Raw genomic sequence first — 21,662 nt, forward strand, 5'->3', positions numbered from 1 at the left:
ACGGCGGTTACAGACGCACGCGCTGACGGGGAGCTTCCAGGGCGGCCGCCGGAGTTGGAGCTTGGCTCTGCGCCTCTTGGCGCGGGTTCCACACCTCCCCACCGATGATCATGCTCGGACCACCTGCAGCAGGAAGGACCTGCGAAAGCCTGGCTTGCTTCGCTGCGGCATTGAGCGCACGCGCGGTGTCCTCCTCCATGCTTTTGGCTTCGTAGATCACCGGCCCCTTCAAGTGGCCCTGCGCTTCGTCCACGAGGGCGGCAAGGGTTCGACCGAACTTTGACTTTGGCCCTTGGTTGCGAGCATCGACGTCCCAACGCTCAATCACTTCGAACGCCTTCTCGTGACGGTGGCCAGACCTGTTAAGCTCGCCAAGCGCCGCTTCAGCGTCTTGCACGTTGAAGCGAATGGCGGAGAGCTTCACCGGGTGCGCGTAACCACCACCACTCGAAGCCGATTGCGTGATGGCGACCGCTTGGTTGCCGTCGCTGATGAGGTGATGGATTTTCATGTTGATTTCCTTGATGGTCTTTGGAAGGCGCGATTGCCCATCCACAAATTCAAGGTAGATCGCCCAGGAGATTTGTCCACGGCTACAGCGGACAAAATCTTGACTAAAAGTTAAAACTGCGATGCTGGGGCCGCACTTTTTCCTAACATCACTTATCGCGCGGAAGGCGTCACCTGCTCTTTTTCCACCCCCGCTTTTATAGAAGCCGGCGCGAAGCGACCGGCGGTTGGTTCTTTGCACAAAAAAGGCCCCTCGCGGGGCCTTAAAGGACATGGATTGTTCTCACGTGACAGCTTTTGTAAGCACATCTCAGTCCACGCCGATCCATTCTTCATCGAACCATTCGTCCAGCGTCTCCAGGTCCTTGACTCTGCAATTGGTGCCGTAATCCGACCCTTCGATGTCGAACACCACCTCATAAAGGAGCTGCCCGTCCTCTTGACGCTCCACGTTGACGGAGACAGTTTGGTCAGCCAACAGCTCGTCGTCTTCGCATCCCAGCTCAGCCCAATTGCGGTTCAGCAGGAAAGCCAGCAATGCGTCCTCAGCGGAAGACTGGAACGCGGGATAGAGATAGCCCGCCGCGCCGGTCGAAAAGGTATACCCAGACAACTGGTCAAACAAAGTGCTGGCAGCGGCATGCGCAGCTTCGTGAGCCTCCTTGACGGTGATGGTGTCGTTTGTGATGAGCATCGTGTGGTTCATGGCGAGGTCCTTGTTTGTCGGTTGGCACGATTGCCTTCCCATGAATTTAAGGTAGATCACCACGAAAATTTGTCCACGGTTTTGGTGGACAAAATCTTGACTAAAATCAAAAACTGCGGAGCCAAGGCCGCAGTTATTCCTAACATCACTTATCGTGCCGAAGGCGTCATCTGCTCTTTTCCCACCCCCGCTTTTACAGAAGCCGGCGCGAGGCGACCGGCGGGGGCGCCGGGCTTTGTTCTTTGCACAAAAAAGGGCCCCCTCGCGGGGGCCCCAAAGGACATGGACTGATCTTACAGGCTGGTGGAGCGCCAGAGATTGCCTACGACGCCACCTGCGATCAGCGCCACGGGCAGGAGTGCCATCAGAGCCATCGGAGGCACGTAGCTGAAGAAGTTTCGCTCACCCTCCTCCAACCCCGGGTAGAGCAGGCCCACGGCAACGCTGGCCAGCTGCAGGGCAACGACGAAGAACATGCCCATCATGGCGCCCTTTCCGAAGCCGCCCTTGCGAGGCGAGACCAGTAGCCCGCTTGCCCTTGCCGCGCGCACTCGGGCCGCTCGCCAGTTCAACACGTAGAGCAGGAGCAGCAAGAGCAGCACGGCTGCCCCACCAGCGACTGCCAGGCCGGCCTGCCAGCCGTAGCCCACGTTCTGGCCGATCTCTTGGGCCCCGGCAAGAAACAGCAGGCCTGCACCACCGAGGATGACGGTGGCCGGTGCCAGCAAGCCCCACTGCATGTGACCGCCGGGGGTGTGGTGAGCGTTGTAAGGCATGGGACCTCCTTGAAGTGGTGTTCCCTCAATGCATAGCGCGATTCCGCGCCTTGGCAAGGTCAGCCCTTCTTCTGGGCTCCGACCGGCACCCAGCCGGCGGGCTGCTTCTCAAAGACGAAGTCGTAAGCCGACGGCACGGGAACGGGATCGGGCTTCAACTGCTGCCCGCCCTGGAACCCGACCACGTCCAGCGTTCCACCGGTCACGCACGTGGCCCGCTGGGGACCAGTGGAGGTGCAATCCGCGGTGAGGTCTTTCCAACCCCGGACCTCGATTCGTTGGCCCATTTCGCTAGAGAGGTTGGCATTGGCATGCGCCTCGTAAGCGTGGGCGACTTGTTCAACGGTGGGAAAATCCGCCTTGCTGCTGCAGGCAGCCAGCCCTGCGGTGATCAGGGTGAGGGAAACGAGGGTTGCTTTCATGCCGGAGCTCCTTGCGTTTTGGTCAAATCAACGTCAATCGTTTCGTCGCGGTATCCGAGCCGAACCCTCTCTATCGTCACGTCCATCTTCGGCACCGTGCCGTCCACCCAAACCCGGTTGACGGAGAACACCACCAGGTCGTCTCGGTAGCTGCGACCTTGTCGCGCCAGGTTGGCGGCCTCTTGGGCATTCATTCGGATCAGAAGGTGGAAGCGGCCGGCGTTGGGTGGGCTGGACACACCACCGGCGGTGCGGTGGACCCACGGCACAAAGCCGTTGCCGGTGACGCTTTGCCCAGCCGCGGACACCTGAGGCATGGGGATGAATCCCTCCAGCACCCCACGGTCGGCTCGGTAGGCGACATCGCCCAAGGCTTGGAAGGTGGGACGAATGGCAAACCGCCGGATGCCCTTGAAGCGTTCCTGGCGCGCATCGAAAGCCGGCCCATATCGGCGCTCGATGGCAGCCGGATCATTGCCCGAGACACCGTTGGCGCCGTGGGCCTTCGTGTCCATCAGCCACCATTGCCTTAGGCACCACTGGCGCTTGTCGGCGTCGATCCGATAGGCCGAATGGGCCATCGCCAGCAGCTGCATGTCGCAGGTGTCCACGCCCCCGCCCCCGACAGCCGTCACCCCGACCCGCAGGTGCTGAGCCCCTTCCAAGTCGTCCTGATCCAGATCCCAATAGGTCCCTGCCGGCTCAAGGTAGGGGCTTCTCGCCCTGTCGCTCACCACCTTGGGCGCGCCTTGGATGGCTCGGCCGATCTGGCGAAGCAGATCCGATCCAGCCCCCGATTGCGCCTGCGCTCCAGCCGCCGCAGTCAGGGCAAAAGCCCCGGTCAGCACGGCCCTTTTAACTCCCTTCATGGAACCCCCTGTTCCCACCGATAGATTTGGGATCTTGCAGCCAACTTACGTGCCACGTAGAGTCTACCCGGGACGTAGCCTCTGGGTCATCCTGTCCGCATGCCTGCATTGCATCCGTTCAGCCCGTGACCGCCGCCCCGCCCGTTCCCCGAACCGTGGTGGCCGCGCGCCTGCGCCAAGCCCGCGTCCTCCGGGGCTTGAGCCAACGCGAAGTCGGAGTGAGGATGGGGATGGACAAGGACACGGCGTCGGCACGCATCTCTCGGTATGAATCAGAGGGCATGTCGATCAGCTTGGAAGCCCTCTTCGAGCTGGCCCAAGCCTTGGAGGTGCCCCCGGCCTATCTCTTGGCAACCAGCCCGGCGATGGCCGATGCGATCTTGGCTTTGGGGGAGCAGAGCGCGGCTCAGCAGGAACGTTTTGCCGAACTGCTGGGCAAACTTGGCGAACTGTCCGAAAAAAAGCGCAACGCGCTCATCGAGCAGCTGTTGCCGCCCGGCAAGGATTAGGGCGTCGGCGAACAAGGACGAATCGACCCCATGTGGACATGGATCACCCACCTCTGCCGCCGCAATAGGACGGAGCCCACCCGGTCCGCCGTTGCCATGGCCACGCTGATCGAACTAAACATGCTAGAGCTCAACGCAGCGGAGGCCCGCAGCCGCGTTGCACTGAACCCACCGGGGCATGAAGCAGCACTTCTTGAGAGATTCAAGGCATCGGCCCAGCTGATCCTCAACGAAAAGCCTCCATTCGACGCCGCAGACTCAACCTGGGAATCCCTTGGTCAGAAGGCACGCCGCCTAAACCGAGGATTCGCAGACCTCCGATTGCAACTCTCCCCGCCAGCGATCGTTGGTGGGGATACAGAGCCGCGCGACAATGTGCGTCCGGTCCTTTAAGGCGGCCAGGCCAGCTCTTCCATGCGAGCTTTCCTCCGTTGCATGTAGTGCAGCATTCCGCTGGCGCACTGCTCAACAACGGGGCTTTCCTCAAAGGCCCCAACCCCAACCGCTGTCAGTGCTGCAATGACGCACAAGTTGGTTGTGGCCACCGCGTTGACGGTGGTCTGAAAAAGAATGGCTGCCGGCACGTGCGCCCCGATCTGCCCATTGGGATCTTGATACATAACCCGAATGGCCTTCGCGCCATGAACCAGTCCGCAAAGAGGATCCCACGAATTGGTCACCGTCCGAGCCAGCTTCTGAGGCCCATCGTCCTGCCCGATGCGTGCAATGGCCTGCTCCACGTCTGCGGCCAAGTCTTTGAGGGCAATAGCCACCCACTTTCCTTTCTCGTTCTTCTTTCGGGGGCCGCGATCTTCCTGGAGAAAGTCCTCCAGCTGTTCGTCGTCGGCAAGGAACTGGACAAACACCGCCCGCAGGAATTGCTCAATCTGGGAGCGGTGCATTGCCAAGGCCACCGCTGGAAGATCGACGGGATGGGTCTCTAGGAGGAACAGCAACGCACGCCCGTAGTCCATTGACGCCCGCAACAGCTGGAAGGTCACCCGATGGCGCTCACTGCCGGCGGGAACAGTGATGCGGGCCATGCAGGACATGTTCGATTCCAGGCTGGCCTTGGCCTCTCTGGCCTCCTGTGCGATGTCCAACGCCGTGGGCTGCCGCGTGGCAGCACGCGGCTCCAGCGCATCGCGGATCGCATCCTTCAACGAATTGTGCGTCATATCCTTTGCCCTTCATTCGCGTATTTCAAAAGATGCCTCAGAGCTGCGGCACGATCTTCCCAGCAATCTACGTTCCAAGATGGATGGTAGACCCAAGTCATCCACGCCCCCCCGTTGCCATAATCGAGAGACCATACGTGGCGCTCCTCCAGATAGCGCCGCCTCCTGCCCTCTGAGTTTGCATGGCGAGCCTGGAAGGTAGGCTGGTCCGACCGCTTCCCGTGATCGAACATTCGCCAAGCGGTGCGGCCGAGCACCAGAATCACCTCTGGCCGGAGCAGAGGGAGGATCACCTCTACCAACAACTTCCCGCCTTGACTGAAGTCGGTTCCTGACGGACGGTGTCCAGCTCTCGTGCCGGCAAAGCGCTGGGACAAGTTGCAAAATGCAACGTGCTGCCAGGCGTGGGCGGCATCCACAACATTTGGGCTGCTTTGACCAGTCAGCAGGCGATCCAGCTCATCAAAGAACTTGCCACCACCTTTCCTGTTGCAAGTCTGCATGTCGCCAAACGTTTCACGGGTGAAAGGACGAGTGACGACGGGGTCGTCGGTCCACCCAGCCTCCCGGTAGTGGGACTCGCCCAGTAGCAAGACGCGGCGCCCTTCAACTCCCTTCCAGTAGCCGCGGCCGACGTAGGGCACGAAGACCACCTCAGCCGGCCACGCTTCCATGTTCAACTCAGCCGGATCATCCATGCCATTGACCTTCGTATGATGGTGTCAGGCTACTCCACACCGTGCTGCCATGCAGCTATTGCACGCCATCCCATGCCATCCCATTTTTCCGCCACATTTAGCCGACAAAAAGCTCTTGCATACCGCTCGCACGTGCTTTAACTGTATGGGCCTTCAAGGATCATGCGGAGGCCCCATGACAACTCACCACGGCTGGCAGGCGTGCCGCGCATGCCATGCACCAGGACTTGATGTGCGTGTAGAGGGAGGCTGGCACCTCCGTGCCAATCCCGGCTACTGGGGAACCAGCGTCCCTAAAACCTTGGTCCTGGGCTTTTCCAAGGGGGCCACCCAAATTGCCGCCGCCCAACACGGGAGCTTCGATGGGGTCGCCTTCGCGGGTGCTATGCGCCCTCGCCTCGCAGCTGTATTGCACGAGCTTGGGATCGATCTGGGTGGGCAATCGATCAACGACGCCCTGACCGCCGAAAGCCGCCACATGGGCGCCGCCTCCTTGGTGCGCTGCGGGTTGTCGGTGATGGACAACGGCAAGCTGGTCAGCAGTGGCACCATCATGCCCAAGGCCATTCGTTCGTCGTTGCCTTTGGAAGCCATGAAAACATGCGTGGCACGCCACCTGGACCCGTTGCCTGACAGTGTGGAGCGCGTGGTCTTGTTGGGGACCACCGATGCCTACATGAAGGGGGTCAAGGCGCTCATGCGCCAGCAATTCAACGACTTCCAAGAAATCAACGAGGTAGCCTTCAGCGCCCAAGGCCGGACATGGGTGTTTGCGTCGCACCCCAGCCCGGCCAACGGGACCTTTCAAGCCTGGATCGACGGTGACACCGCCACCGAACCGGGCCGCAAGAAGCAGCTGGCGCGCCAAGCGTTGGGTCACAAGGCCCCAGCGCAGCCCCTTTCAGCTCCGCCTCGCCCGGCACCGGCACCGGCACCGGCACCGATCCAGCGTGCCACGCCGCCTGACCCGATTTCACCAGCTAGGGCGTCCAACGGCGACCGTTTTGCCCGAGCCTTCCACCTGGTTCGCCACGATGGAAGGGTGATCGTCCCGGTGCGGATGAGGGACCGAGACACGGGAAACGTGGCGTTCCGGGTGGCCAAGATGGGCAACACCAAGGATGGCCAGCGCGAGATCCACGACGAAGCTGAGTTGTTGCGCTTGTGCGAGAGCGGGCAATACCAGGTGCGCGCCCAACCATTGGACAAGTCCACGCCGGCCAACTTTATTCGGCCGCTGCTCAACCACCGGATCGTGAAGCGCCCTGCCTATTGATCGCCGCACGGCGTGCCAAGCCCTCGCAGAGCAACAAGCGAACCATTTCGCTGGCATGCAGCCCCTCCCGGGCTGCCGCCTGTTCCAGCCGATCTTTCAGCTGCCGTGGCACGCGAACGGCCATCTGCACATAAGGTGGCCGGCTCACGTGGACAGCCTCGCCAGGGTGAGCACCCACGCCAACGCCAAACCGGCCAGAATTTGGGCCCGCAAGCGGTAGCGCTCACGAAGCGCCCCGCTGGCGTGCCGGGCGTTGACCCAATGGATACCGGCCACGGCCAGGAACGCTGCAGCCAACATGGCGGCCAGCATCGCGCCCACGGTGGTCATGCCAGCGCTCCGGCCATGGTGGCCAGGACGAACCACTGTCCAGCGATGAGGCCGTAGCCGATAAGCAATCCCTCCAAGCCCGCCCAACGTTGGCCCGGGGTGCGCAGCAGCGCCGCGCTGTCGTTGAGCAAGGACCACCCGGAGAGGATGGACAGCCACTCAAAATCAATGGTCGTAGCGGTCATAGATCGAGCCCTCCCCTCCAGCGGAATTGATGGTCGAGGGCAGCATCACCTCCTCGTTTTTCACGCGCCCGAACACGCTGGCAAAAACATCCATGAGCTTGGTGCTTTGCGCCGCGTCCAGTTCGGCCTGGCGCGCATACTCGTCCAACCCCGACGGGAACACCTGGCGTGCGCCGTTGACGGCCCCGCGCAACCCGCTGGCGTTGGGCATGTTCGCCCCAAACGTGCGGTTCCACGTGTCGGAAAACCGGTCCAAGCCGTCCATGCCCATGAACAGCAATCGCGCCAGCACCAGGGCAACCACGACGTTGACGACAAGCCGCTTCGTCAGTCTAAATCCAATGAACATGTTCCCCCCTTTCGTTTCGTTGGTCGGTGTCAGACGCACGCATCGCGAACGTCATACGTTTGGGATACACCGACACGCGAAACCCACAAAGGGGGTTATTCTGACTAAAGCTAAAAATTGGGAGAAAAGCCCGATCACGCTGCAGGCGCGGCTGCACTTGCCCGTCAGCCGGCGCTCGACTGGGGCAGTGCTTTGAACGGTCCGAGTGACCAAATTGGCAGGGCTAAATCGGGCCCAAGTCTTTGACCACCGCCTGGCCAGGCTTCAAAAAGCCCAATAGCAACCGTCCGCCGGCGACGGTCCGCCCCATGCTGGCGTTGAGGTATCGAGCCTGGAGCTGCGCTGCCACCAGCAGGTCCTGGGTGGCCATGCTGGCGATCGCCGGGCTCACGGCCTATTGCTGTACAGTTCAGACGCAGATGCATGGTTGTTCGATCGAGGCTTGCAAGCCAGTGGAGCTGGGGCTGAAGTTCATGGAAAGCTTGCCGATAAACCTGTAACAAGGTAAATGAGGCGAGAAGCCAAGCGAAGCGATGGCGCGTTTCAGATCGGGGGTTGCTTTGAGCGTTCGAGAAAATCGGCGTCGCTACGTCTTGACCGTAATAGGAGCCACGGCGGTGTGCCTCTTGGCGATGCTCGCGGTCGCCCAAGCCATCCTCTACGTGCGTGACAAGGAAGGGGCGGAGGCAGTGGCGGAAGCCGCGGTGACGCGCGCGGAGGCCATATCTCGTAACCGGCGCGTAGCGGCCGAACAAGCCTCTCGCATCGGACAGCCGCCTTGCTCCGACACCGACATCGACTCACTAAAGGAGATCGCGTTCCGCTCCATCTACATGAGCGACATCGGTCGCATCCGAGACGGACGCCTTGTCTGCAGCGCTCTCTGGGGGCGCTCGCGCCCCTACACCCTCCCCGCCCCACGCTTCTCCAGCGGCGCTGTCCGGCTTTGGCACGCGTCGGATCTCGTTGGCTCCCCCTACACCGGGTCCAATCTGATCGCCCAAGGCGACACGTTCACCGTGTCCTCCCCGTCTGCCTTCGAGAGCTTGGACCCTGCGCGCAGCAGCTCCATCAGCATCGAAACGAAGGACCGATCGTTTACATTCCGCACCTTGTCCCCGACCAGCCGCGTCGGCACCCCGTCTCTCGTCCAAGCTCAACATTGCAGCCGGGTGGCCGACGTTTGCGCGTTCGTTACCAGCCCTAGGCACGTGGTGTCCGAACTGCCCTCGGCGTTGCTCACCACCATCCTGGCAGCGGGTGCCTCGGTAGGGCTGTTGCTCGCGTTCTTGCTGATCAAACACCAAATCACGGCTCGGCAAACCATCCAGCAACGGTTGGTGCTTGCACTGAAGCGCAGCGAGATCGAACTGGCCTACCAGCCACTGCGTCGAATTGGCACGCGGGAGCTCGTGGGATTTGAAGCGCTCAGCCGCTGGCGCCCGCCGGGAGACGATGAAATCCCGCCGGCCATCTTCGTGCCCATCGCCCACCGATTCGGCCTGAGTCCTGATCTTTTTCGATACGTGCTGGCCCGTGCCATGAATGATCTCGCCCCCGCGCTGAGGGAGCATAGGAACCTCTACGTAAGCATCAATGCCGAGCCCGTGGACATGGCCCAAGAGTGCGTCGTTCGCTACATCGGCAGCGTCACCAACGATTTTGGCGTGTTGCCAGAGCAAATTCGCATCGAGATCACCGAGCGGGAAGAACTCGTGTCCGCTGCCGCAAAGAGCAACATGCAGGCCCTCTCAGTTCTGGGATACCGGTTCTTGATCGACGACTTCGGGACCGGCAGCGCCAACTTCTCCCACCTCGCCCAATCGCCATTTCGAGGAATCAAGATCGATCGCATGTTCGTGGCCGCTATCAACGAGGACTCCCCCCTGCGGCCCGTTTTGCCAGGGATGTATCGCATCGCACGTGAGCTTGGGCTGGATGTCATCGCAGAAGGCGTCGAATCAGAGGCGCAAGATTTGCTGCTCTACCGGATTGCTCCAGAGGCTATTGGCCAAGGGTGGCACTATGGCTGCCCTCTCTCAACCAAAGACGCGCTTGCCGCCATCCAAGTTGGGTAGCCCTCGCGCACGGGTCGACCCTAGCGCGTTCACTGGCGCTTGACGTTCGCCCTAGCAAGATGTCCGTGCGTCCGATGGACGCGACAATCGTGAAAATCTCCGCTATGGCGCTGACCCCAGTTGGCGCCGCCGAACCAACGGGGTGACTCCCCCTCGCCCTAGGTGACGCCCCGGCAGTTCAGGGCATCGTCGTGATCGGCACCCCTAGCAGGCGGCCTCTTTAGGGCAACGCGCGACACACACCCTCAGCAGTGGTCGCAACCGACTGGCCGCCGGTCTGGCCTTTTGCTGGTTAACGAACTGGCTCAGCGCGTTCCAACAGCGCCGCTCGGTGACTTCCCTGTGCCTAAGGCTGTCGCCGTGCAGCCCGCCTCTTTATCATGCTCCTGCGACGGCAATAGAGGAATCGGACAGCGGTATCTGGCGTGCGGACTGCGCGGACGACCCCGTAGATGAATTCTTCAGAATCCAATTTTCTCATCTGGTTCCGGTGGGGTTGTCGCGGTGCATCATATGCATTCCGCTCTGTTCAGCTTTTTGTTCATCTTCATGCCCAACATTGGACGTTTCTTCATCGATCAGGTTGAGGGTGTGCGGCGGGCCGACGGCTCGCTCTTGCAGGTCACGCGGATCAGTTGCGCTTGTCTGGAATGCGGCCGCCAACTGCGATTGGTTCCAGGGCATGGCCTGCTGGACTTGGACGGCGCCGCCGTGCTCACTTGCCCGCTCTGTGACAACCGCTAGGCGGTGGCACGCGCGAGGTTGGAAAAGCTTTGCCCCCAACCTAACCACCCGCGCATGGCGAGTCGTGATTGAAGAGTGGACCGCTGTGTGCTGGCCCGAAAGGGCCGATTGACGGTGCAGTCAAGCGGAACGCTCACCGGTTTCCAACGCTTGAGCTTGGGGCCACCCTGCTGCCAGACCGCGATTCGGTGGCCAGCCAATGGAGGAGGGGTATGCACAAGGCTGAGACGGAGGCGTTGGTCAAGTTGGAGCTCAGCCTGAGCGAGTGCGAGAGGCGCCTGCCCAACGCTGAGGGCAAAACCAATGCCTTGGAGTATGCGGTCAGGGCTTTGGTGGCCAGTTCTGCCAATCCCACCACGGTGCGCCTTGCATGGGCCCACCTGATGCCCATGATCGTCGACATCCATGTGCCTCCCCAGCCAACGCTCCAATGCAGACTTTCTGCTTGGCTTGCGTCATGGACTGAGGTCCGTGGCCGAGCAAATCGACGCTTTGCCCTGCCCCCTAGAGACCTCCCAGATCGAGAACGGTTGCTTGGCCCTTTGAGAGAATTGCTGCCAACAGACGACCGCCCGCTAATGGCCGCTCGCTGTCGCCGTTGAGGTAAGCGGCTTGCAAGCGTCCTGCTGCCATCAACTCCGCCCGTCCCATGCCTGCTGGCTGATTCCGCAAGGGCTCTCCTGGCGACGCCAAGCCTCCCACCAGCGCTTGGACCACGGCGGGACGGCCATCTTCGGACTTTGCATAAGCGGTGGCAACCATGCGCTGGGCGTGCGCCGACCAGCCGCCCAAAACCAACTCGGTGTGCATAGCGCTGATGGGTATGCCAGCGGCTGCCGCCGCGCTCACGTAGTTTGGCCAGAGGCGATCAATCACGCCGCCAAGCTCGCCGGACAGCCGCTCTATCGTGAAGTCTGCTCGAAAACTGGCTTGGAGACAGAGCTCGTAGATTCTTAGGAAGAACTGGGCCGACCCACGCGTGGCCAAGACGGCGTTGTGCTGAGGCAGCAGAATCAACTTGGCGCCCTCTGAGTGCGCCCCGGTTTGAGCATCTTGCGCAAGGGTATCGACGGTCACAGCCAAGTGATCGGCACTCAGCAACACGTTCAAAATGCTCATCTGCCGTCCTTGGGATCCACTCAGTCGATTGAACCTTCCAACGCCAATTCAGCCATTGGGGTTGTTGAGAATCTCAGACGCAATCCGCTCTCCCGCGTCCAACGCATGGAGGCACGACGACGCTTTGATGCTCAAATCCGAGCGCCCTCCCACGCCGTGGACCTCGACAGCGAGAAGAACCCAACGGCTTTCACTGAGCCGCCAGATCTCGGAGGTGTAAACGTGCTCTCCCACCGACAAGGTGACCCGTTCTAAATCTTTGCCCGGCTTGGAAGTACCCATGGCCCTCGAACCCTGACTGTTCAAAAGCAGTGTGCACGCGAACGCCGCTGGCCTCAACCAATCCCGTATGTTCCACGCTTGCCCTTCCTGCGACGCGGAAAGTCAGGCTCAGACGACTGCAACCTAGCAATTCATCCCTCACTGGCGGCCGGCAATGTGACTCCGAGCGTCGCTTCGTTCCTGTGTAGCAGACCGCTTGCCTAAATGCTCAGTTCGCCCCTCCTTTGCTAAGTGGCCTAGACAGGGGCCCAACGTAGACCGAGGCAGCCGGCCCACCTGTGAATCGCACAAGGAGATCCATCGCCGTAGCATTCATTGCTTCCGCATCGCCCCGCTGCGCGAAGCCGGCCCAGCCCGCCATCGCGATGCTCTGCAGCTGGCCCTCATTGGCCTCAAACAATCGCATTGGCCACCGCGGCAGCCGGCGTTGCGAGACACGTCCGCGTGCCAACTCAATCAAGTTCAGGTGGCTGCGCGCTTCGGATGCCCTGGCGTATGCAACGCGAAGGCCGTCCGGTGCGCCTTCCATGTAGGACAGGAAGCGGGCCCCGTCGTAGAGGGTCACACCAGTCACCCCGGCTTGCCTGTTGAACCGCTCAGCATCGGCCATCAACTCAACCAGTCGGCCAGCGGAGAGGTAGGGGCTGGCCTCGCTCACAAAGACCACCGCACGATTTGGCATAACATGCTCCAATGACTGCTTCAGACCAAAAAAACTGCCGGGTCGTGGAGAGCGACACGCGCTACTCGGCACCCTTTGATTTTGCCTTCCAAGCGCCGGTTTCCAAGTCCTTCCGCAGCACCCAATCCTTAGCGGGAATCTTTGCACCACGGGCGGTCAGGTAGCTCGGCATGGAAAGAATGATCTCACCGTCTTGAACCAGACAATTGGTCGAAAGGACCACGCCATCGCTGAGCTCGACCAAGCACGTGGTTCCCTCGCCCGATTCGGCCTGCTCTCCGTTCAGGGTCGCTGCGGCCCCAGGGTAGATGTGGCTGTGAGTGAATTCCAACCGCATGGCAGGCCCCTATCGACTGTGCCAAATTGCCAACGCCCGTGCTTCCGCTTGTCCGATCTCAACCGCGGGACCTACAGGCAAGTCCGCTACCCCGTCATCGCGGGATGTCATTCATCCGACTGTTGACCAATTCGGCAAGCCGTTCCATTCCCGTTTCAGGCACGAACTTCCCACCGAAGCGCTGGGAGAAGTTAACCCAGTCCGACCTCATCAACCCTTTCATCTCGGCCTCCGACACTGGCAGGAAGAGCAACGCATGCGCAGGGAACCGCAACTGCTGGATGGAGCCCCGCGCCAGCTCAACGATTTCGGTATGCAGGGTGAAGGACTGGGTGTAAACGGAGCTCGCAGCCACCGCACTCGCTGTGCCTTCCAAATACGTTAAAAACCTGCTGCCGTCGAAGCATACAACTGCACGCGAGCCGCACTTGGCATTGAACTCTCGGCCTGCACGCATGACTTCGGGCAAGCGCTCCTCACCGATCTCTTCCACAGCCGCGCTTACGAACACCACCGCACACTTAGACATTACGGGCTACCTTTCACTCGGCACCAGTGCAAGCCGGCCAACGTGGATCAGCTGTGTACAAAACGCAGGCCAGCTTGAATTTCAGTTTTCAGTTGCGCTATTCCTGAACCTTTAAGAGTGCTCCATGGCTAGCCCCGTCCCCGACTCAAGTTGGCTGCAAGAGCGATGACCTCGCTAGGGATCACGGCCCCGAGGTGCGCGAGAACCGCGGCTTTCGTCCCTCTTGTGGCTCCGTGGGCGGCGCGAACTGCGAGCTACGAACGATGGACAGGATCAGTATCCGACAGCGGCAGCGGTGAGAGCAACGCCTGCGCGCCGCCCGTCATTTCGGCCGTCCGGGTAGATGGGCTCACCGCACCACAAACGGCCGATCTGTAAGCGAAACAAACCGAGCGGGTTGTGTAGGGCTTAAATCCTTTGGCGGCCCGCCAGGCTCAGCCGAAGCGATCATTGCTCCGCCGATTCAGGCCCCCGGTGCACGCGAGACAGACGCCAGCCACCGTGCGACTTGAAATAGCCGGTGTCGCCCGTAAACGAATAGCGGACTCCGGCCCAAATCGATGTCGCTACGGAGCTGTGCCAATCGCGAGCCTTCCGGTAGGCGTAGTGAAACGAACGCATCATCTCGCTCTCCTACGGCGCAACCATTCCCGGCAGGACGGCGGCTTGAAGAGCGCGATCACAAGCTGGAGCAGCGCCAGACCAGTTGCGCAGGCCAAGATAACCATAGCAAGACGCAAAAGTAGTTCCATGATGGGATCCTACAGGCCCGCGGGTGGCAGCAAGTCAAGGCGCCCGGGCCATTGGCGCTCAGCAATCTCCTGTTCGCTTGGGGTGAAGATCGCCATAACCGCGTGACAGTGGCGTGAAAGTCGTGTGGCGATCGCAAGTAGCTGGCGCATAGCGAGCTGCCGTCCGGACGCAGGTTGGCCCCCGTGTGCGCAGCCATGACCGCAGCCCCCAACAGGTGCACCTGGGTGCGCCCGTTGTCCTGCCACCCTTTGGGCAGCGATTCAATGGCCACCAAGGCTTCTTGCCCTGACAGGCATTGGATGCAGGTCAGGTAGGGCCATTAGGCACACTTCCTCGCGCAAGCGCCTGCCTGCGGGCTTCTCGTCCAATCGCCCCTCGGCACTGTCCAGCAGCACGTGGGCGGCCGCGATGGCGTTGCCTTGCGGCGAGAGCCGGCTCTTCTTCTTGGGGAACAGGCCGCGCATGATCAGGCCTTCTTGCTGGCCTTCTTGGCGACGGCTTTCTTCGAAAGTTTCTTGACGGCCTTCTGGACGGCCTTCTTCACCGTCTTGCCCGCCTTCTTGGCAACCTTGGCGTGTGCCTTCCTCACCGTGCCACCAGCCGAGGGCAACTTCGCACCGGGGTTGGCCTGAGCCCACGCCTTGCCCTGTGCGGACTTGCCCCATTGCGTGAAGACCTTGGGAGCCAAGCCGCGACCTGCCCAGGTCTCACCGGTTGAAAGGCGATACTTCGGCGCCACCTTCCCGGGCTTGCGCCCTTCGAGGGGACCCGCGGCAGCCTTGGCGGCACGCGCCGGCTTGGCGTCGATCGTTTCCCCGATGAGCTTGGCCACCTGCCGCCGCTGGGCCGGACTGAGGACCTTCGCATACTTCTGGAGGACCGCCAGGGCTTTGGGCACCTCACCGTCGCGCTTCTCGACCACCTTTTTCTAGGCTTCGAGCTGTTTGCTTTCGGCGTTGAGAGACTTCAGGGTGGTCAGGGCCGAGGGAGCGCCCCATTAGGGAATTCAAAGGTTATAGCCCATCGACCCTGGCATGGCCACTCGAACGGGCGCCGGGCAAGCCCTTCTCTGCAAATTAAACGCTGTGAGGGTTACAGCTCTCACAGTTGAAGCTTCCGTTGGCTGCTGCAAGAACGGCAACTCTTGCAGCAAGGATGCTCCTGGATCGAGAAAAGGTTCCGACCAATTATGCGCGCTGAAACACCCTACACTACGCCTTCCCTCCACCGTCAAAGGTCGGTGGGGCAGGCGCCGTTTCACCCAACACCTGAACCAAGCCCATGTCGCGCAGCATGGTGACGATCTCGAGTTTCTTCTCCGCAACCCACTGCGGCCGGGTAGCCATTTCTTCCTCTGGCACCCGCTTTCCGGCGAGTTCCACGGTTTCGAGAGAAGCATGGAGCGCCATGGACGCGCTGAATCCCAGCAGGTCCACCACCTCGTCAGGGGACGTGTCGATGACGCCGGAACGACGGATCAGGGACTGGTAGCCATGGTGGACGTAGCCGTGCATCGTCTTTTGAGACTGCTCCCAGGTATCCAACAAATCCGCGTAACGCTTTTCACCGGAACGCTGGATCACCCTGCGGATCATCTTCTCTGGGGTTGCAGTGTCATGGCCCTTCTGGAACCGCGCCAGCTCTTGGTCATCGGCCCATTGCAGCCACAGCCCGCGCACGAACGCCTCAAAGGCAGGCCGCATCAATGCCGTCGCAGAGCCCAACAACCCATGTTTGACCAGGAGCATGGCTGACGATTGGTGCTCGTGCACCACCGCGAAAGCCACGACCGCCATGTGGTCTGGCTCCGGCCCATGCAGGATCAATCCATAGAGTTGCTCCTCGTTCCAACGCCGCACGTGGTCGGCCCACTCCAGTGCCCGCTGCACGCGCGGCTCTTTCAACCAAACGGGCCATGCGTCCGGTGCTGCTCCGCCCTCAGGCATCGGTCTCCTCCCCGCTGGCCGGAACCGGACACAACGTTACCGAGGCGTCGAGCAGATCATTGGTTTGGTCAAAGGTGGTCATGGCCCATCTTGACACCCACTACCCTGGGGCGCGATAACTCCCTTGCCGCGAGGGGAAATGCCCCCGGCGTATTGCCTGCTTAGCTCAAGGCAACAGGTTCCCGATTCGATCGCACTAGCGACGACGGGATGGTTTTTCCTGTCTTTTGAGATCTAAGCATGCCCAAACTCCAACGGTTGAGAACCGAGGCTTTCCTCGCCCAGAAGGGCCGGTGCTGCTATTGCAGCGTGCCGATGTGGAACGCCTCTCCCGATGAACTAAAGCCGTTCGGCCTGCGCGCCAAAACGGCCACGCCGCTCCGTTGCACCGCCGAGCACCTGGTCGCCCAGCAAGAGGGCGGCAAGGACGTGGCCGGCAACATCGCTGCCGCCTGCTGGCTCTGCAACACACGCCGGCACAAACGCAAATCGCCGCCCTCCCCCGAGGCCTACCATGCCTTCGTGCAGAAGCGCCTGGCGAAGGGGAAGTGGCACCCGCCGGTGGTGGCCAGACTACGTGTCAAAGCACCTGGAACGCCACCACCCGACGGATGAGTTCCGCCACGCTCACGTGCTGCCGCTGCGCCTCGCGGCGGACGCGGTCGGCCAGGTCTCGGGAAGCCTGGATAGGCGACAAGCGGTCGTCCCTGGGGCCGGCGACGGGAGAGCGCAGCAGCTGGGGGCGCGCCAGGTAGGCGGTGAGCCATTGGCGCACGGCTTCGCTCTCGCTCACCCCGGCTGCTCTAGCGCGTGCGGCCAATGCCTGGCGCAAGGTTGAAGAAAGGGACACTTTCGGCAGCACGGCCGTCAAGGGAGGCTTGGGCGTCAGCGTCACAGCCTCTGCCTCGGTCGGCCCACAGGGGCTGGGCGGAAGAAGCGCTCCAATCGTTTGGTCTCCAGCAACGCTTCCATGAAGGCACCCATGGCGTGGGTGTAAGCGTCCTCGCTGGCCGCCAACCGCAAGCTCAGCGCAAGCCGTTCCCACTTTCCGTTCGGTGCGCATGCGATGGCGAACAACCAGTGGTGCGTCCAGTCATCCTCCAACCGATCGGATGCAACGAAGAGCACCCGGTGATCACGCTGGAACGGCAGGGACGACAGCGCATGGTCAACGGCGTGGCGGTGGGCAGCCTGTAGCCGTGCCCTCTCCTCGCCGTCGGCGTCCAGTAACGCCGCGAACCCTTTGGGCAGGCGCAACGAGACTCGGTAGCCCGCCGCACAGGTGTGGTGGTCTTCGCCTTCCCACAACCGCTGTTGCCCATCGAGCTCCTGGCCCATAGCAAAGCGCCGCATGGCGTCCTCGGTCACCGGCCCACCGGGCTTCAACTGGGTCAACCACGCACCACCCCAGCGCAACGCGGCCAAGGGCGCGTCCAGCAGTTCTGCGAAGGAAAACCCATCGGCGAACACGTCCTCCCGGCAGATGCATGTGAGTTGCAGGTTCATGGGATCAGCCTCATAGCTGCAGCTTGCTCGTCCGAACGGGCTCATCAGTGCCAGGGAGGGATACTTTCAAATGTGCGGCGGCCCGCTTCGCTTTCCATTCGTCGATGCCATTTCTGATCTCTGGCGACCCAGTGCTTGCCAAGGCATCCGGGTCTGCCCCAGCTTCGAGCAACACAGTGAGCAATGGAACATGTCTGTAGAGATCAGCCGAGTAGAGAGCCACCCACCCATCGTGCCGTTGAGAATTCGGATCAGCCCCCGCTGCACACAGCACGCGGCAGGCCTCGACCCATCCACGCCTCGCAGCCATGAGCAGCGGAGTCTCCTGATCTTGCTTGCGCCGAGCGTTCACGTCGGCGCCTTCTGCGATCAAATGCCTCAAGGCACCCAGAGCAGGTTCGCGTTCCCAGCTTTCAAGCAACCTAATGATCGGCGGCGTCCGCAAGTCGTCCCGCCATCGCCGGACCTTGCCCACAACCCAATTTCGAGGAAACCAGATAGGGGCCGTTAGGGTGTAGAGGAGGACGTCCTTTCGAGAAAGAAGCCCGCTTCCTTCGAATCCCATACCCATCTCCCATGGAATACGTTTGCATTCCTTCTCCCCCATGCAAACAGAGACCGGCGCGGTGTCCAGTGCTTCGGGACGGCTAAACTCAGAATCTGCGGCCTCTGGCCGACAGATTCAAAAGCCCACGTCCTCCACCGACCTTGAAGGCGCCCATGCCCGTCTCTGATCCCCTCGCGTTCGACCTGCTGCGGGCGTTCGCGCAGTTGGAGTTTCGCCTCAAGAACGATCCAGGCTTTCTTCGCGCCGGTCCCTACCGAATGGCCCAGGTGAACTGGCCCGCGGTGGATGAGGCGGTGTCACGGCTGGACGATTCACTCTTCTTCGATCGGGTGTCGGACAGCACGCACGAGCAAATCCTCACACCTCCACGTGATCGCCGGATGGTCCAGGAGGTGGCGGTGATCAACGGCCTCAACCACGCTGTCTTCCAGCGCCTGCCCCTTCAGCAATCCAATGCCGGTGCATTGCTCGAAGCGGCACGCCGCGTGCGCAACAACCTCTTCCACGGGGGCAAGGAAGAGCCGCATTTGGGCGATGATGACGAATGGGCCGCCGCCGCACTGGACGTGGCCGAGTGCCTGCTTCACCTGCTGAACCATGGAACGCTCAGATCGGGATTGGCCCCGTGAAGGGATATGACGCCTCCGGGGGACGGACGTAGGCACTGGAGAATCGAGGGGATGACTAGAGCGCGACGGGCGGGAAACGCTCTTCGTGTTCCGGATACAGGTCGATCATGAAGAACTCCCGGCGGAACCCTTCAAAGATTCCTGGGTCACGGATCATGGCCTCGATTTGCGCGTGCGTCCAAACAGCGCCATGTTCCGCAGCGCGGGCCTGGAGACGTTCAGCCTGCTGTCCCACGGCCTCGTCCGTCAGGTGGTGTTCCGCGTAGCCTTCCACGATCAATCGGTAGATGGTCTGCACGCTCAACTGCCAGAACTCGTGGCCAGCTTGCGTTGCCCGAAGGGCACTCATGGCCCGCTCCGAGGACCGGGTCATCAGCAGGGCTTGATAGAACGCAGACAGCGCCGTCTCCAGATCCCCAGCCGATATCTGCCGTTTGGGGGCCAAGAATGCCCAGAACGGCGCCCGATGCTCAGCACGAACAAAATTGGCGATGGCGCCCCCATGGCATGCGGCCACCACCGTGATGAGGTTCAAGCGCGTGGCCACGTTGAGGTTTACGAACGCCGGCTTCATGTCATCCCACGTCAACCAAGACCCGTCAGCGAACTCCAGCCCGTCCTCTCCACCGTGGCACTCGATGTGAAGCAACGGCACGTAGGGCTCCCTGGATGCTTGCTGAGCAAGCTGGGCCAACAGATCGAGAAAAGCCCCGCTGGAAGGAACACGAACGCTGGCGATGTGAGGAACGTCGCCGATCACCCGCGCCCAGTCTTGGGCATCCGCGAACAGGCGGGCTGCGGTGTTGAGTTGGCCTTCCGGGAGGGAATCCACGATGAGAATTTGGTTGAAAGTAGCGTTCATCGGCGCCTCCCCAGCCCCGGACTGCCACCTTGCACCACGGGGCTGCCACCTCGCCGCCGCCTCCCATCGTCCGGACCCAGCGCACGCTCTAGACGCTGCAGCGCTGTCTTGGGCGCTGGCCTGGCATCAATGGACGGTAGCTTGGCTATCTCAGCCTTGGTCATTTTGGTCGAGGGCTTGAACCGATTCTTGGGAAGCTCTGTCTTCCCCGTCACTTTCTTCTCAAGCGGCCTCGGTTTCGGTGCAGGCGGCGCTTCGTCGAGCATGCCAAGCTTGGCAGCCACCATGCGCAGTTTCGAAGGTGAATTGGCCTTGCGGAGAAAAATGCGCGCACGGCGCTCCGCATAGGCACGCGACCACCCCATGCGTGTCATTCCCTCGACGATGATCGTTTCCAAGAACCTCTCTTGCGCTGGGGTCAGAACAATCGGCCCGTTGGGCTGCCCCTTCTTAGACACCCGCTTTTTGGGGGAACGCCCAACAGGACCCTTCTTACCCGAAGGCTGCGCCGACTTCGGCTTCCTTGCCGATCGAGGTGTCACTTATCCACCTCCGATTTGGGCGGCCGTGCTTGCGTGCGGTCCCGGTAGGTCTCGGTGACGAAGTCCACAAACGCCACGGCAGACGCCACCGCCAAGCGCGCATGCCGGGGCTGAAGCCCACGGTGCTTGCCGTCCTTGCCATGGCCGGTGCCGTAGAGGCTGCGAAGGTTGGCCAAGTTACCGGCGATTTGGTTCAGGTTGCTCAGGATGCGCTTGATGCACTCGGCACCCTTGGCTTGGTCATCGATCCCTTCGGGCACCAGGTCCAAGCTCTTGGCCAGTTTCTTAGCCAGGTCGTTCATGTCATCGCTCTTGCCTATCTCCACCCCCATCTTGCCCAGGATGGTCTTGCAGCACGATTCCACCAGCTCCTTCGCGCTGCCGATGGCCAGCTCGGGATCTTTCTCGACCGCGTATTCCATGCGCTGTATCTGCTTGGCGATGGCGCCCGCGTCCAAGGAATCGGCGGCAGACCTTCCCCTCTCAAAGGATCGGTGACCATTGGAGGTCAATGGGCGGGGTTCATACCGGGCCCTTCCTGCGATCCGCTCGACTTCGACCAAGTGCCAACCCGCTTGCCGCAATTGGTCGTTGAGGTGCTCAACGATGGTGGCGGCCTCCTCCCGGTCAGGCCTCACCACCGGGTGGACCATTTCCGCCAGGAACCGTAGGAAGGTATCGGCCGGACCATCCAGCAACGGAAATCGGTCGTCGTCGAAGATCCAGTAATCGTCCCAGTCAAAATTGTTGACCCGGTGCTGGTAGATGTCCCCCGCGGCGTCCTTGTAGCGCGAATCGGTGGATGGCAACCGCCGCAGCTCGTAGATGCGGCTTAGAAACTCGGTGTCGTCCAACGCGCCGAACACGTTCACCTGCTCCAATCGGAGCCCATCAAAAATGTTCCGACGAACGGCACGGGGAATGACAACTGGAGAGGAGGAGCGCCAGTCTTCGTTCTGGCCCACGATGGGAATCAACCGGGCGGCGAACAAGTCGTGGCCATTCGGGGGAATGGCTTCCGTCAATGCCTCGGTGATCTGTTCGCAAACGTCCTTGAGCTTGGGCCGCAAGCGCGCAAACTCCGGCGCTGGCACCTCCAGCAGGACGTTCCAGTAGTTCGTTCCCCCGTTCCAGTTGTCAGAGGTATCGTGCTGGATCACTGCGGTCGCGGTGCGAAGAAGATCTGCCGCGTCGGTGTGCCCGCTCTCTTGGAGCAGCACGTAAGCGGCGCCCAAGCACCGCTCCAACACCTGATCATCGAGAGGGCTCGTCAGCAC

At 61.6% G+C, this 21,662-nt stretch carries 32 protein-coding genes; 6 read left to right on the forward strand and 26 right to left on the reverse strand.

The annotated features are described in order from the left end of the window. Positions 1-7: 7 nt before the first annotated feature. From ACSYS9_RS15195 to ACSYS9_RS15215, 5 genes are all read right to left on the reverse strand, one after another. A complete protein-coding gene (locus ACSYS9_RS15195) occupies positions 8-784 on the reverse strand; it encodes a hypothetical protein (protein WP_143048162.1) in 777 nt (258 codons plus the stop codon). A 36-nt stretch (positions 785-820) separates the two neighbouring features. Continuing rightward, positions 821-1,216, reverse strand: coding sequence for a hypothetical protein (locus ACSYS9_RS15200; protein WP_071227547.1), 396 nt, complete (start codon positions 1,214-1,216; stop codon positions 821-823). 293 nt (positions 1,217-1,509) lie between these two features. After that, positions 1,510-1,992 carry an ABC transporter permease gene (locus tag ACSYS9_RS15205; protein WP_081352238.1) on the reverse strand — a complete coding sequence of 161 codons (483 nt, stop codon included), beginning with the start codon at positions 1,990-1,992 and terminating at the stop codon, positions 1,510-1,512. Positions 1,993-2,051: 59 nt separating this feature from the next. Continuing rightward, positions 2,052-2,414, reverse strand: coding sequence for a hypothetical protein (locus tag ACSYS9_RS15210; RefSeq protein ID WP_071227546.1), 363 nt, complete (start codon positions 2,412-2,414; stop codon positions 2,052-2,054). Continuing rightward, on the reverse strand, positions 2,411-3,283 hold the full coding sequence (locus ACSYS9_RS15215) for a hypothetical protein (RefSeq protein ID WP_071227544.1): 873 nt from the start codon (positions 3,281-3,283) through the stop codon (positions 2,411-2,413). Before ACSYS9_RS15215 ends, ACSYS9_RS15210 begins: the two co-directional genes overlap by 4 nt. Before the next feature lie 218 nt (positions 3,284-3,501). Between ACSYS9_RS15215 and ACSYS9_RS15220 the strand changes: the two genes are divergently transcribed. Together ACSYS9_RS15220 and ACSYS9_RS15225 are read left to right on the forward strand one after the other, a co-directional pair. Continuing rightward, a complete protein-coding gene (locus ACSYS9_RS15220) occupies positions 3,502-3,792 on the forward strand; it encodes a helix-turn-helix domain-containing protein (protein ID WP_425532650.1) in 291 nt (96 codons plus the stop codon). 96 nt (positions 3,793-3,888) lie between these two features. After that, positions 3,889-4,185, forward strand: a complete 297-nt coding sequence (locus ACSYS9_RS15225; RefSeq protein ID WP_138927472.1) for a hypothetical protein — start codon at positions 3,889-3,891, stop codon at positions 4,183-4,185. Here the strand turns inward: ACSYS9_RS15225 and ACSYS9_RS15230 are convergent. Together ACSYS9_RS15230 and ACSYS9_RS15235 are read right to left on the reverse strand one after the other, a co-directional pair. Then, positions 4,182-4,970 (reverse strand): DUF6988 family protein, encoded by a 789-nt coding sequence (locus tag ACSYS9_RS15230; RefSeq protein ID WP_071227540.1) that lies wholly within the window; start codon positions 4,968-4,970, stop codon positions 4,182-4,184. The genes ACSYS9_RS15225 and ACSYS9_RS15230 overlap by 4 nt on opposite strands. Continuing rightward, positions 4,967-5,668, reverse strand: coding sequence for a hypothetical protein (locus ACSYS9_RS15235; protein WP_071227539.1), 702 nt, complete (start codon positions 5,666-5,668; stop codon positions 4,967-4,969). Before ACSYS9_RS15235 ends, ACSYS9_RS15230 begins: the two co-directional genes overlap by 4 nt. Before the next feature lie 175 nt (positions 5,669-5,843). Here ACSYS9_RS15235 and ACSYS9_RS15240 point away from each other — a divergent pair, with 175 nt between their 5' ends. Continuing rightward, positions 5,844-6,944 carry a hypothetical protein gene (locus ACSYS9_RS15240; RefSeq protein ID WP_138927471.1) on the forward strand — a complete coding sequence of 367 codons (1,101 nt, stop codon included), beginning with the start codon at positions 5,844-5,846 and terminating at the stop codon, positions 6,942-6,944. Positions 6,945-7,088: 144 nt separating this feature from the next. On the opposite strand, the gene ACSYS9_RS15245 is transcribed toward ACSYS9_RS15240, so the two are convergent. The 4 genes from ACSYS9_RS15245 to ACSYS9_RS15260 all read right to left on the reverse strand — a co-directional run bounded on the left by ACSYS9_RS15245 (position 7,089) and on the right by ACSYS9_RS15260 (position 8,199). Beyond that, on the reverse strand, positions 7,089-7,274 hold the full coding sequence (locus ACSYS9_RS15245; RefSeq protein WP_071227537.1) for a hypothetical protein: 186 nt from the start codon (positions 7,272-7,274) through the stop codon (positions 7,089-7,091). Next, positions 7,271-7,459, reverse strand: coding sequence for a hypothetical protein (locus ACSYS9_RS15250; protein WP_049396657.1), 189 nt, complete (start codon positions 7,457-7,459; stop codon positions 7,271-7,273). Before ACSYS9_RS15250 ends, ACSYS9_RS15245 begins: the two co-directional genes overlap by 4 nt. Next, positions 7,440-7,808, reverse strand: a complete 369-nt coding sequence (locus ACSYS9_RS15255) for a hypothetical protein (protein WP_071227536.1) — start codon at positions 7,806-7,808, stop codon at positions 7,440-7,442. Before ACSYS9_RS15255 ends, ACSYS9_RS15250 begins: the two co-directional genes overlap by 20 nt. A 223-nt stretch (positions 7,809-8,031) precedes the next feature. Next, a complete protein-coding gene (locus ACSYS9_RS15260; RefSeq protein ID WP_153643641.1) occupies positions 8,032-8,199 on the reverse strand; it encodes a hypothetical protein in 168 nt (55 codons plus the stop codon). A gap of 241 nt (positions 8,200-8,440) precedes the next feature. Between ACSYS9_RS15260 and ACSYS9_RS15265 the strand changes: the two genes are divergently transcribed. Next, positions 8,441-9,886: an EAL domain-containing protein gene (locus ACSYS9_RS15265; RefSeq protein WP_049430810.1), complete on the forward strand. Its 1,446-nt coding sequence runs from the start codon at positions 8,441-8,443 to the stop codon at positions 9,884-9,886. Between the two features lie 477 nt (positions 9,887-10,363). Here the strand turns inward: ACSYS9_RS15265 and ACSYS9_RS15270 are convergent, their stop codons facing one another. The 9 genes from ACSYS9_RS15270 to ACSYS9_RS15310 all read right to left on the reverse strand — a co-directional run bounded on the left by ACSYS9_RS15270 (position 10,364) and on the right by ACSYS9_RS15310 (position 16,278). After that, positions 10,364-10,570 (reverse strand): hypothetical protein, encoded by a 207-nt coding sequence (locus ACSYS9_RS15270; protein ID WP_153643642.1) that lies wholly within the window; start codon positions 10,568-10,570, stop codon positions 10,364-10,366. A gap of 564 nt (positions 10,571-11,134) precedes the next feature. Next, entirely contained in the window at positions 11,135-11,749 is a 615-nt protein-coding gene (locus ACSYS9_RS15275) for a hypothetical protein (protein ID WP_071227534.1), read from the reverse strand. A 48-nt stretch (positions 11,750-11,797) separates the two neighbouring features. After that, positions 11,798-12,031 (reverse strand): hypothetical protein, encoded by a 234-nt coding sequence (locus tag ACSYS9_RS15280; protein ID WP_071227533.1) that lies wholly within the window; start codon positions 12,029-12,031, stop codon positions 11,798-11,800. A gap of 208 nt (positions 12,032-12,239) precedes the next feature. After that, positions 12,240-12,713 carry a BLUF domain-containing protein gene (locus tag ACSYS9_RS15285; RefSeq protein WP_049396662.1) on the reverse strand — a complete coding sequence of 158 codons (474 nt, stop codon included), beginning with the start codon at positions 12,711-12,713 and terminating at the stop codon, positions 12,240-12,242. 61 nt (positions 12,714-12,774) lie between these two features. Next, entirely contained in the window at positions 12,775-12,957 is a 183-nt protein-coding gene (locus ACSYS9_RS15290; RefSeq protein WP_138927470.1) for a hypothetical protein, read from the reverse strand. Between the two features lie 187 nt (positions 12,958-13,144). Then, positions 13,145-13,579 (reverse strand): BLUF domain-containing protein, encoded by a 435-nt coding sequence (locus tag ACSYS9_RS15295; RefSeq protein WP_049430714.1) that lies wholly within the window; start codon positions 13,577-13,579, stop codon positions 13,145-13,147. 1,013 nt (positions 13,580-14,592) lie between these two features. Next, positions 14,593-14,796 (reverse strand): hypothetical protein, encoded by a 204-nt coding sequence (locus tag ACSYS9_RS15300; RefSeq protein WP_049430716.1) that lies wholly within the window; start codon positions 14,794-14,796, stop codon positions 14,593-14,595. 2 nt (positions 14,797-14,798) lie between these two features. Next, entirely contained in the window at positions 14,799-15,254 is a 456-nt protein-coding gene (locus ACSYS9_RS15305; protein ID WP_239591829.1) for an H-NS family nucleoid-associated regulatory protein, read from the reverse strand. A gap of 289 nt (positions 15,255-15,543) precedes the next feature. Further along, positions 15,544-16,278: a DUF6988 family protein gene (locus ACSYS9_RS15310; protein ID WP_158230139.1), complete on the reverse strand. Its 735-nt coding sequence runs from the start codon at positions 16,276-16,278 to the stop codon at positions 15,544-15,546. A 240-nt stretch (positions 16,279-16,518) separates the two neighbouring features. On the opposite strand from ACSYS9_RS15310, the gene ACSYS9_RS15315 reads away from it, so the two are divergent. Next, positions 16,519-16,893, forward strand: a complete 375-nt coding sequence (locus tag ACSYS9_RS15315) for an HNH endonuclease (protein WP_081352237.1) — start codon at positions 16,519-16,521, stop codon at positions 16,891-16,893. Here the strand turns inward: ACSYS9_RS15315 and ACSYS9_RS15320 are convergent. The 3 genes from ACSYS9_RS15320 to ACSYS9_RS15330 are packed head-to-tail and all read right to left on the reverse strand — an operon-like array spanning position 16,859 to position 18,391. Continuing rightward, positions 16,859-17,128, reverse strand: coding sequence for a ribbon-helix-helix protein, CopG family (locus ACSYS9_RS15320; RefSeq protein WP_440568134.1), 270 nt, complete (start codon positions 17,126-17,128; stop codon positions 16,859-16,861). The genes ACSYS9_RS15315 and ACSYS9_RS15320 overlap by 35 nt on opposite strands. A gap of 41 nt (positions 17,129-17,169) precedes the next feature. After that, positions 17,170-17,784, reverse strand: coding sequence for a relaxase domain-containing protein (locus ACSYS9_RS15325; protein ID WP_071227530.1), 615 nt, complete (start codon positions 17,782-17,784; stop codon positions 17,170-17,172). Between the two features lie 10 nt (positions 17,785-17,794). Next, positions 17,795-18,391: an ankyrin repeat domain-containing protein gene (locus ACSYS9_RS15330; RefSeq protein ID WP_081352236.1), complete on the reverse strand. Its 597-nt coding sequence runs from the start codon at positions 18,389-18,391 to the stop codon at positions 17,795-17,797. Between the two features lie 113 nt (positions 18,392-18,504). On the opposite strand from ACSYS9_RS15330, the gene ACSYS9_RS15335 reads away from it, so the two are divergent. Continuing rightward, a complete protein-coding gene (locus ACSYS9_RS15335) occupies positions 18,505-18,981 on the forward strand; it encodes a hypothetical protein (RefSeq protein ID WP_071227528.1) in 477 nt (158 codons plus the stop codon). A gap of 55 nt (positions 18,982-19,036) precedes the next feature. Here ACSYS9_RS15335 and ACSYS9_RS15340 read toward each other — a convergent pair whose 3' ends face one another. The 3 genes from ACSYS9_RS15340 to ACSYS9_RS15350 form a co-directional block, all read right to left on the reverse strand. Continuing rightward, entirely contained in the window at positions 19,037-19,843 is an 807-nt protein-coding gene (locus tag ACSYS9_RS15340) for a hypothetical protein (RefSeq protein ID WP_071227527.1), read from the reverse strand. Next, a complete protein-coding gene (locus tag ACSYS9_RS15345) occupies positions 19,840-20,241 on the reverse strand; it encodes a hypothetical protein (protein WP_143048160.1) in 402 nt (133 codons plus the stop codon). The genes ACSYS9_RS15340 and ACSYS9_RS15345 overlap by 4 nt, the downstream gene beginning before the upstream one ends. Positions 20,242-20,381: 140 nt before the next feature. After that, positions 20,382-21,620: an abortive infection family protein gene (locus ACSYS9_RS15350; protein WP_239591830.1), complete on the reverse strand. Its 1,239-nt coding sequence runs from the start codon at positions 21,618-21,620 to the stop codon at positions 20,382-20,384. Between the last annotated feature and the right edge of the window lie 42 nt (positions 21,621-21,662).

Source organism: Stenotrophomonas sp. STK17_22, from assembly GCF_051983905.1.
Lineage (GTDB): Bacteria > Pseudomonadota > Gammaproteobacteria > Xanthomonadales > Xanthomonadaceae > Stenotrophomonas > Stenotrophomonas maltophilia_A.